The organism is Nodularia sp. LEGE 04288 (genome assembly GCF_963896525.1).
Taxonomy (GTDB): Bacteria; Cyanobacteriota; Cyanobacteriia; order Cyanobacteriales; family Nostocaceae; genus Nodularia.
The window spans coordinates 1-10,962 of sequence record NZ_CAWQOY010000029.1; the positions used below are offsets into that span (position 1 = coordinate 1).

At 38.1% G+C, this 10,962-nt stretch carries 5 protein-coding genes and 1 pseudogene; 4 read left to right on the top strand and 2 right to left on the bottom strand.

The annotated features are described in order from the left end of the window. Positions 1-547: 547 nt before the first annotated feature. The 4 genes from AACX33_RS02560 (at position 548) to AACX33_RS02575 (ending at position 6,944) form a co-directional block, all read left to right on the top strand. Positions 548-1,375, top strand: coding sequence for a DUF928 domain-containing protein (locus tag AACX33_RS02560; protein WP_227789405.1), 828 nt, complete (start codon positions 548-550; stop codon positions 1,373-1,375). A 461-nt stretch (positions 1,376-1,836) separates the two neighbouring features. After that, positions 1,837-2,112, top strand: a complete 276-nt coding sequence (locus AACX33_RS02565; RefSeq protein ID WP_227789406.1) for a hypothetical protein — start codon at positions 1,837-1,839, stop codon at positions 2,110-2,112. A 231-nt stretch (positions 2,113-2,343) separates the two neighbouring features. Beyond that, positions 2,344-2,766 (top strand): trypco2 family protein, encoded by a 423-nt coding sequence (locus AACX33_RS02570; RefSeq protein ID WP_227789407.1) that lies wholly within the window; start codon positions 2,344-2,346, stop codon positions 2,764-2,766. Between the two features lie 410 nt (positions 2,767-3,176). Then, the gene (locus tag AACX33_RS02575; protein WP_227789408.1) at positions 3,177-6,944 is read left to right on the top strand and encodes a tetratricopeptide repeat protein; all 3,768 of its coding nucleotides are present in this window, start codon (positions 3,177-3,179) and stop codon (positions 6,942-6,944) included. 33 nt (positions 6,945-6,977) lie between these two features. On the opposite strand, the gene AACX33_RS02580 is transcribed toward AACX33_RS02575, so the two are convergent. Together AACX33_RS02580 and AACX33_RS02585 are read right to left on the bottom strand one after the other, a co-directional pair. Beyond that, the gene (locus AACX33_RS02580; RefSeq protein ID WP_227789409.1) at positions 6,978-9,659 is read right to left on the bottom strand and encodes a CHAT domain-containing protein; all 2,682 of its coding nucleotides are present in this window, start codon (positions 9,657-9,659) and stop codon (positions 6,978-6,980) included. 35 nt (positions 9,660-9,694) lie between these two features. Further along, positions 9,695-10,962, bottom strand: a pseudogene (locus AACX33_RS02585) (beta strand repeat-containing protein); the annotation flags it as partial.

Sequence of the window (10,962 nt, forward strand, 5' to 3'; positions counted from 1 at the left end):
ATGGAAATTTAATTCGCGGAAACTTTCCGCGAATTAAATCCTTTTCCTTACTCCACCCGTTTTTTATAACTCTCAATCCTTTAAACTCTTATCTCAACTTGCTTTCGGCTTATCTTAGTGCCATTCGAGTATAGGAAAATCAACCAAACGATAAATGCCGATTTTTTAGTTGGTTCTTAACTTCGGTTGTGAGCAAGAGTAATTTAAATGCGTTTGCCCTGAATCCTGCACCGTTATCGCATCCATTTATGATGCTGCATTTGCATGGCACAGCGATTAGCTTCTCTACCAGACGCTGCGCGGTAAGCACAGGGCTTTTCGTTAGTGCTGAAAGCGATCGCCTAACCCATCCCTTCATTGTTCAATAGCTTTAAAAGCTGTAGTCTTTATCCTGCATACTTTTCGGCTTATCTTAGTGCTATTCCAGTTTGAGTGAGTTTGAGGAAGCGATCGCCACACGCTATGATAAGCGGGCTAAGAACTTTCTATCGGCAATTTATCTTGCTACTGCCGTTATCTGGCTTAATTGATAACACCCCCTAAATCTATGAAGAAGTTGATTCTAGTGAGTGCTTTGCTTTTTAGCAGTACTTTACAATATCCAGTAAAGGCAACAGCCCAAACAAAACCACCAGCAACTACTAAACAACCTGTACAACCAGTTAAAAAAACTCCTGTACCTAAAAAAGAAGCCTCTCGACCAGTTTTTGTGCCACCAAAACCACCTACTGGGTTAAGTACTGTATCTGGACGTAGAAGCGGAATGGGTAGCCGCAATGATTGTCCTGTGGTGGAAACTCCCCTCACGGCTTTAGTCCCTTTTCAAGAGCGCGTGGCAACTAGTAAACAGACAAATACATCAACGTCAGTAGATGTGTGGGGACTAACGACCTCTGAACGTCCAATGTTTTGGTTTTACTTTCCCTACACCAACATGAGTGCTGAATTTGTCCTACAGGATAGCGAAGAAAACGAAATTTATAAAAATCAAAATATCGCCCTCACAGCAAAATCTGGTGTCATTGGCATTTCTATTCCATCTACTGTCGCACCATTGCAAGTAGGTAAAACATATCGCTGGTTCTTTAAGATTAGTTGTAATCAACAGCAAATAACGAGTGTTCCTATCCATGTAGAAGGAGACATCCAAAGAGTAAATTTAAACCCTATTTTAGAGCAGCAGTTAGAGGAGGCAACAGACCCTCAACAAAAAATTGCCATTTATGCTGCTAATGGTATTTGGTTTGATGCTTTGACAATGCTAGGGCAATTACGCCTTGCTAATTCTAATGATGCGTCTTTAGCAGCAGATTGGCAAAGTTTATTGCAATCAATCAAATTGGAGAATATTGCTGTCTTTCCTTTAATTAATTAATTAAAAAACTGCCAATAAATTAGGGCTGGGAGCAACGCGAAAATGTGAGATTGGATTTTATACCTCACATTTTTGCGTGGCTCCTTGATTTTTAATGAACTGCCTACGAAATAAGGATTTTAACGAGTTTGAAGCTAGTTTTTCATAAAAAGTACCGAAGAACCCGTTATGTTTGCTCTTGTCCTGATTTAGTCGATTCTGTCAATGAGTAAGTCCTAAAGTCTAGAACTCTTATTATTTCGTAGTTAGGGCTATGCCACGCTATCTTTATTGCGAAGGTGCAGGATGTGAATAAAAGGAAAAAACCCAACCAATTAGTTAATGTAGGTCTCCTGCCTCATTTCTGAATGTAATTTCAGATAAAAGCTTTATAGCTGGAGTTTAGACTAAGCCATGAAAAATGACCAGCAGGGCTGAGTTAATAAGAGACTTAACAACAGTTAATTAGAGAATCAAAAAACATGAACAGTAAACAAAAAAAACCGATTGTAAAAGTTACAGTTGCTCTGATTTCAGTTTTGGGGATTACAGCAATTGGTGTTGGTTCTGCTTTGGCAATTGCCAATAAAAATCAGTTTAAAAGCAGTTATCAGCAAATTAAGTGCTATGGGTATAATGAGAGTACTCAGGATCTAAAGGTAAGAAATACATCTATCGATAACTGCGAAAATTTAATCGCTAATGCTAATGCTAATGCTGATGGCCGCGACAAGAATGGATATACCTGGTGGTACTAGAAATACCACAAACCATGAGATACTGATTGATTAAACGACAATTATAGCAACTTAATATAGGACTTCTGTTTGATTTTTGTTCAAAAATCAGTACACCTTAATATTCTGGAATCCTCTTGCTTTTTGCCTGACTACGCAAGTAATTTTAGGAATCAAAGCGGATTTCTATATAAGTTGTCATAATTGCTGACGAACAGGAAATCCAGGATTTATTTAATAGGGAGAAACATTGTGTCAGACGAAAATCAGATTGGATTAGCAGAACTACTAAAACAGGTAAAACAAGAACTTCTGGAAGCATCAGTTTTGTCTTCTTTCAAGGAGGGGAAGGATGGTTTATTGCAGTCCACAGATATTCCCCTTTTTGCCTACGGTAATATCGAGTTGGAGTTACAGGTGACAGTCAAAAAAGAAGGTAGTGCTGGGGTAAATGCTGGTCCTGGGCTAAAGCTTTTCGTTAATGTTGATCTCAAAGGTGGTGGTAGTCGTGATGATGTCCAGAAAATTAAGGTAACTTTAGAGCCATTGTTCACTAAACAGCAATTGCTCGATATTCTGGAGAAGCAAAATCCTAAATATTTGGAGTCAATCAAGCGCAAAGTACCCTTTGCAGCAATGAAAGGCGGTGGTGGCATCCCTGATGATGATGAATGATAAATCTGAATACAGCACTTCCGGCAGCTATGAGGTAAATTCTTAAGGCTGAAAGCTATGATAGGAGAGGGACAAGGAGCAAAACTGTATTGCCTAATAGCCGGAAGCGCTGTAAGGAAGGAAGGTATCTTTTATCTTTATCTTGACAGGTAATTATATTGAAATATGATAACCCTCTTCCATCACTATTGGATAAATTAACTAAGTTGTGTTTTTTGAGTCAACGAAGAATTAAGATTTTACCCTACTTTGACGGAAGAGGGTACGCCTTATGTGAATTGAAAAATCTTGTTGTTTTATTAGGGTTTCTAGCATTTCCCAAAAAGATAATTTTAGAAGTATCAATGGAATTGCAGAGGTCGCCTAATTCACATAAACGGTATGATATTTAAAACTAATAATTAAATGCTATGGAACTGTTACAAATAGAGTTCATTCCAATTGGCGAAGATAAAGTTCATTTTAGTGTAAAGGTTAAAAATTTAAGTGTAGGCGGTGAAGCAATTTTACGAAAGACATCCCTGCCATTTGTAGAATTCCTAAAGCCTCTAGAAGAATTAAAAAACTGGCGACATACTCTGCTTAAAGTTCTAGAATCAGAGCATTTTGAATCTGGGGAATTCAAAAAACCAGGAGAGGAACAGTGGTTGCTTGACCAAGGCTGGTTGTGTGAAAACCCTAAGAATTTTCAAAAGTATTTTCAACATCCTTCTACTCTATTGACCAAAATTGGAACGTCTCTTTTTCAATGTATCTTTCCTTCTGGACATGACAATAATAAGGTACTAAACCGAGCCCTCTCCAAAGCCAAAAGAGATCTCACACACCTGCATATCCGATTTTCATTTCCAGAAGATGTATCCAAGTATGTTCGTTTGGCTGATTATCCGTGGGAACTTCTTTATGATGAGGGTAAATTTCTCAGCCAGGATGTGGTAACATTCTCGCGCTACATTGAATATACTGACCCACAACCTGCTCTGATTCCAACCGACAAAATCAATGTTCTTTTAGTGTCTTCAAATGCCTATGACGATAGAAATAAATTACAAAAATTAGACTTAACAGAGCATGAGGCTGTTATCAACAGCTTGCGTAAAGCTGAGACAGAATCGAAGGGAGATCAGAAAGAATCAAATGCCCAAATTCGGCTTGAAGTGCTAGAAAGCGCTACATTGAAAAAGTTGGAACAGGTTCTGATAAACAGTGGAGAAAAAGATACTCGTCCTCATGTACTGCATTTTGATGGGCATGGATTTTTTGGTCGTCGTTGTGAGACTTGTTATAGAGCTTATAGAGATTCAAAAGAATGCAGGAATGAAGATTGCAACAATCATGAGGGTCCCCTTTCTGAATTTCAGGGATATTTGTTGTTTTCCCATGAAACTCGCAAAGCCCATTATGTTAGTGCAAACGAATTTAGTGAATTACTTCTCAAAATCTCCTTGACTGATACTCCAGGACAGCAGCAGGGAGTATTAGCCGTAGTATTAAGTGCCTGTAATTCAGGTATGTCTTTGAATAGTCAATCCGTTTTCAATGGAGTGGCACAAAGTTTAATAAGGAGCGGAGTACCTGCGGTTGTGGCAATGCAATTCTCAGTGAGAGTTGATGCGGCTACAGCGTTTGCTGAAAAATTTTACTCTTCTCTTTGCAAAAAGAATTCTCTTGCTAGATCTGTGAGCTTAGGGCGATATGCAATGGGATCAGAAGGCAACCAATGGTATCGTCCAGTTCTTTACTTGCGCTGGCAAGACAATGAGGGAGGACAACTTTTTGCTCAAGATCAACAGATTAATCAAAATGAACAGATACAACTAACTATTCCTAACAACCTTGTTGACAATAGTCTTGACCTAATTAAGTTTGTCGGGCGAGATACGAATATAGAAGAAATAGATAAGGAATTTCAAAATAATACCCGTATTGTCATTACTGGTTTAGGTGGAATTGGCAAAACAACTCTAGTAGATCAATATGCTCGAAAATCTCGTAAAAAGAAAGCTTACCCTGGTGGGATTTGGGTAATAGATGCACAGGAAAAATCAGTTCCAGATATTGAAATTGCGTTGGAGGAATGTTTCCGAGGGTTATTAAGGAAATCTTCACCATACGATAAATCCAATGATATGGAATATACACAAAAAACTTTTAATTTTTATCGCGATGAATTGAAACCTCTGATAAACAAGTGCAGGGTACTTTTGGTATTGGACAGTATTAATGAGGAAAATTATAACCAGATCAACAAATATTTTCCAGATACAGATAGTCAAAACTTTAAAGTTTTGATTACCACTCCAAATTCCTTTGGTCAAAAAACGATACAATTGGATGTCTTAGAACGACAAGCATCCATAAAGTTGCTTGCAGCATACGCAGAAGATCAGGTCGAGAAAGACGAAACGAAAACAGGGGCTATTTGTCAACAGTTGGAGGATATGCCTTTAGGGTTAGAATTTGTAGGAGACTTGCTAAAAAGAGACACATTAGAGAATATTTACAGTGAACTAAGTGATCTAAAGGAAAATGATATCAAGCGTATAGCTAACAAGCGTATAGCTAACAAATCTACGATATTTGATGCATTTGAAGTAAACTGGAAGTATTTAGATTTGAAAACTCAAACCTTTGCATATTTACTAAGTTTGTTTGCTGCGACTCCAATTTCTTGGGCTTTGATAAAAGAGCTAGGAAAGGAATTCGATGAGAGTGAATTTGGAAAAATTAACAAAACCTTTTATAGGTTAGAGGCAAAGTCTGACCTTATTAAATTTAATTTAATTCAAAACAACTCAGAGAATTTTGGTAAATCTCACAAATTTATTCAAACTTTTCTTCAGCAAAAATTGGAAGATTTATCAATAAAAAATAAATTCCTAGCTAAAAACTTAAAGCAGATATTTTACCAAGTAATGGTAAAAGAATCTAAAAAAATTCCCCCTAATCCAACACAGCAAGAACTAGAAAATGTGAAAGACTCTATCCCTCATTTCAATAAAGTAGTGAGAGATATGAAAGAGGATTTAGAACCTAAAGAATTAGTTGATCTGTTTACTGGTTTAGGCAGATATTATGAAGGTAATGGACAATATACTGAAGCAAAAAAGCAATATGAAAATTGTCTAGACACTCTTAAAAGTAGTCTAGGAAACCAACATCCTTATATTTTCAAAATTCAGAATTCTTTAGCACATATATATTTATCATTTAAGAACTATGAACAGGCTAAATTACTTTATGAAAAAGCCTCAACAGGGGGTGAAGAATGGCTTAAAGACAACTCTCCTGATAGTTTGGAGCAGCGTAGAGAAATCCGACTTAATATTGCAATAAGTCAAGATTATTTGGGTTATGCCTATCTATATCTCTATGTCTGTGACAAATTCTGTAGTGAAGCCAAAGGTTTCCTTAACGAAGCCCAATTTTACCTTGGGAAGGCTTCAGACATTATCAAGGAATACCTTACTGAAGAACAGTCTGATATAGAACATCGAGATGATAAACCACGCAATTTAGCAAATTTAGGGTGGTTACACAGTTTACGAGGACAATGGAAGGAAGCAAAAAAATATTATACGCAAGCAGAAGAAATTCGTGCAAAGCAAAAAGATAATCCGACTTTAGCAGAAAGCTATCACAACTTAGGCATATTTTACTTTGACTATGCAATGTTTCTCTTGAAAAGGAAAGACAGAGACGATAAAGAAGTAAAACAAAACTACGACAAAGCCAAGGAACTATACAATAAATCTATAGAGATAGAGAAAAGATTTTATGGAGACATTAATATTAAAGTAGCTAACACTGTATGTGAATTGGCCGAAACTTATTTTTATTCAGGTGAATATGATAAAGCTGTAGATAGTTATCAAGAGGCTTTAAATTTAAAAAAAATAATCTGGGAAAAGCACTTAGATTTAGATGATGCAGAGAATATGAAAATGTTGGCTGTTTGCTATCTTAAAAAACAAAACTATAAAAATGCTATTGATTGGTTTAGTCAAGCATTGAACTTGATAAATTTAATAGACAAATCTAAAAATTTAACGGGGCAACAAAGCTTGATTGAAGAGATAAATACTCGATTGAATGAGATACAAAAATGTTCTTCTGATGCTGAATCCCTCTTCAGTCGATCATCTATCTTACTCAAAGAGTATAGTAATGATAATTAATTGCATTCTTAAAAGCTGCTTGTATCTGTCTTTTTACAACCAATTACCAACTAACACATAGGGAGACCAATACATAGGACGACTGTATGCAGAATCATTCAGCAATTTTAATTGAGCAAGACGTAAAGCCTCTGCTTTTGTTACTTTGCCAGTTGTTAACTGACGATAGAATTCACCAATAAACAAAGCAGTGGAATTATCACCAATTTGCCATAAGGATGCTAAGGTACTCCGCGCTCCTGCTCGAATAGCAACTCCTGCTAATCCCAATACAGCACGGTTATCTCCGGCTGCGGTTTCGCAAGCACTGAGAACAAGTAATTCAATTTGCTCTGTTCGATTTTGCTCTCTACTTTTGAGCAACCCATCTAATTCTCTAACATAGATGCGTCCGTTGGCTGCAAGGATGAAAGTCTCTTCAGCTTTGGAACTAAATTTACCGTGTGTTGCTAGATGAACTACTCCAAAAGGTTGGACATTAATTGATTGTTCTAAGTTTTTCTTCGTAAAATCTTGATCCAAAAGTGTATTTTTGGTTAAACCCAACTTTTGGATTAAATCTAGTTCTTCCTTGACATAGGGAAGTTGTGCAAAATTTTCATTTTTGGGTGGTTGCGATAGTCCTCCCGCCAGAACATTTATTTTTCCTGGCATTAGAGGTTTAGGAGGAAATAGTTGCAGTCCAGGACTCAGAGCTACAGCATACTTCTGGACTAAATAGTTTTGTCCATCATACAATGCAGACATAGGAATATTTCTCAGAGACCCATCTAGGATAAATACTAAAGTTGTAACTCCGCTCTTTTGTAGGTCTACTTCCACAGGTTTAATTAACCAATTGTAAAGTTTTTGGGATTGTTTTTTAAATTCTTTCCCGGTATTGGGTTGGACTATTGCTGCTCGCATTTTTGTAATTACACCCTCTACATCCTCACAGTTATTTTGAGAGGGGCAGTTATTTTGAGGGGATATATGTATCAACGGTTGTTTGGGAAGCTTCAGGACAACCTCTAATTTATTGTCTAAAATAATCGGGTAGAAAATGGCTGTGTTGGGATTATCTTGATCTACTATTTTGTCAAGAACTACAAATTGATTATTTAAGCAAGCTTCCCGGAAAAAATTATCTAATTCCGCTAATTGCAATGCTTCTATGCGTTGGCGTACTTTTTCTAAATCCGGTTTTCCTTGTCCTGACTCTTGTAATAAGAGTTGCACTGACTGCCGATAAATGGGTTCTACACTATCCCGGAAATTGAACTGTACCTGTTGGTTGACGCTGACTAAATCGCTACGGAGGGACTGGAGTGTTGAGACTGCGGCATCATAAGCAGCGATCGCACCCTGAATATTTCCCTTGACTTTTAGCAACCGTCCCAACTGCCACTGCCAACGATAGGCAATATCTGAAGCATTGATTCCTTGAGCGATAAACAATGCCTGCTGGGTTAAATCCTGCGCTTCTTGCCACTGATTGTTCTGCTCGTACAATCCTCCTAAAATTCCCAGCCCATAGGATTCTCCACGCTGATTACCTATAGCTTTGGCTTGTTTAACACTGTTGGCGAGAATTTGGGCAACGTCTTCTTTATTAGCAATCTTAATGATTGTATCAGCAAAATTTATACTTGCATAAATACTAGCTTGATTACTAGGCAGAGTCACAAATTGGGATTGGATTCTAGGAATTAATTCTTTAGCTGCTGCAATATCTTTATTCTCAACCAACAAACTGAGCAGATTGATTTGAGCTTGCACTTTGGTGAGTGGCTGGACTGCTATGGCCGCAGCTTGCTGATAATGGGCGATCGCACCTTTAGTATCACCTAATGCCCTCACAGTATTACCGAGACTAAATTCTGTCATGCTCATTTCTGGAGACAGTTGTAGTCCTTTGGCAATTTCTAAGCTTAATTGTAATGTTTCCTGAGATTTATCTAACTCACCCAATTGTTGCCAAGCATTACCAAGAGAACGCAAAGCAGCGGCTTTGAGCGGGGAATTGGCTTCGTTTTTTAATTGTTGCTCCATTGAGTCCAAAATCTTTAAAGCCCGACCGTAAAAGCCAGAAATCCGCCAAGCTTGTGCTTGATTGATGCGACTGCGGGTGACTCCGGCATTGTTACCTAATTGCTTCCAGATTTCCTCTGCTTGTTGGGCAGTTTCTACAGATATATCTGCTTGTCCCAGTGCCAGTTGCAATCCTGTTTGAATATCTAAAGTTTGCGCCAAAACTTCTAACCATTCTGGTTTTTGAGTCTTAATCTGCAACTGTTGCTTTTTCCCATACCCACCAAGTAAATTTAAGCTAGTGTTGATAGCTTCAGAGGCTTCTGTCAACGAGCCAAGTTGCTGATATACCAGACAGAGGTTACTCAGGGCTGCGGCTTGTCCCAGGCGATCGCTCTGTTGCTGATAAATACGGTTAGCTTGTTGTAAAATAGTTACTGCTTGAGTTAAGTTTCCTGCTTGATACAGGGCTTCTCCTTGTTCCAGAAGCTGGTGTGGTGTTGTGGCTGAGAATTGACTGTTTTGGCTGGTAATTTTACCTGCTAAATGGGTATGTGGTTGTTTAGCAAAGGTGATGGGGGTAATAGTCAGGGCAAAAACTAGAGTAAATAATACTACATAAAAAACCGAAGATTTAACTACTCGCTTTGCCAGCAGAAGCCTTTGCAGAATTGACTTAAACTGAGCAAAATTAATTAATGCCATTTGATACTCTCCTGTTCCAAATTTTCACACATCCTCTAACGAACAGGACAAGAGGCAGATGTTTGCCAAAGACTGCGAGGGGTAACTTGTGGTACTTGGGCTACTAAGTAGATAGTACCATTAGCATCAACTACCCAACCAGAGGCTTCTACAATGTCAGGAGGAGAACTTGGAGAAATTGTAGTGACTGTTGGTGTTTGTGGCTGATTGTCTACTTTAACAGAGTTCTGTGAACTGGTTCTGGGTTTCACCCACTGTGCTAAGGTACTGGTATCTTGTAATGGTTGAGTGGGATTTAATGGTAAACCGCCACGTCCTGTAGCGACAAAGGAACTCTGATTTTGATTACTTCCAGCCTTGCAAGAGTTATCAATTTGCTGGGAGGGGTCAACTAGATTTGTAGGTAGTTCGACTAAGCCATTAACTGGGTCTACTTCTGGTGTGTTGATTTGCACATCTCCATCTACACCAAATTGAGAAGATGCTGTAATATCACTTCTTGGAGTTTGTTGAGAACGAAATTCTATACCAAATAAGGCATTAGTTGTGATGTTGATATTGCCACCATCTCCTTCAAATGCGTTAGCTGTAATATCACTATCTTCACTGGGGACGGCGACAATAAAGGGAGCATTAATAGTAATGTTGCCTCCATTTCCCCCTGCACTATCTGTACCAGCAGTTGCAGTGAGTCCGCTGTTATTTCGGAATAACAATAAATCGTTAATTACTAGGTTAATATTACCACCTTGGTTACTGGCAGTTTCGGCACTAATAAAGGCTTTTTTATTTAAAGTTAGCGTACCTGCTTGTAGGGAAATATCTCCACCTTCACCGCTTCCTCGGCTATTTACTCCGATTCCTGCACCGTTTTTGATGATGAATGTTTGGGGATCAATGAAAATACTACCACCTTTACCTGTTGAACCTTTTTCTGTGTTAGCAAATAATCCAGTATCTTTGCCATCTAGGGTAATATTATCTTTGACTATCAGGTTAATATTTCCGGCTTTAGCTGTACTGAATGTTGTGCTTAGAATTTGTCCCCCTGTTTTAGCAGTCAATGTATTAGCGACAATCTTGACATTACCAGCATCACCTTCACCAAATGTATTAGCGTTGATTGTACTACCATTGAAGACGTTGAGAGAGCCAGAATTAATCTCAATATTTCCACCATTCCCAATGGCTGTTGCTGTCACTAGAGCGAAGAGATTACCTTTATCGTAGACAGAAACAGTATCACTAGCTGAGATTTTGACATTCCCCGCATCTCCTTCCCCTTGAGTAATGGCATTTAATT

Excerpts from the sequence above, each read along its gene's own strand:
- AACX33_RS02560 (WP_227789405.1), top strand. The coding sequence starts at position 548 with ATGAAGAAGTTGATTCTAGTGAGTGCTTTGCTTTTTAGCAGTACTTTA.
- AACX33_RS02565 (WP_227789406.1), top strand. The coding sequence starts at position 1,837 with ATGAACAGTAAACAAAAAAAACCGATTGTAAAAGTTACAGTTGCTCTG.
- AACX33_RS02575 (WP_227789408.1), top strand. The coding sequence starts at position 3,177 with ATGGAACTGTTACAAATAGAGTTCATTCCAATTGGCGAAGATAAAGTT.
- AACX33_RS02580 (WP_227789409.1), bottom strand. The coding sequence starts at position 9,659 with ATGGCATTAATTAATTTTGCTCAGTTTAAGTCAATTCTGCAAAGGCTT.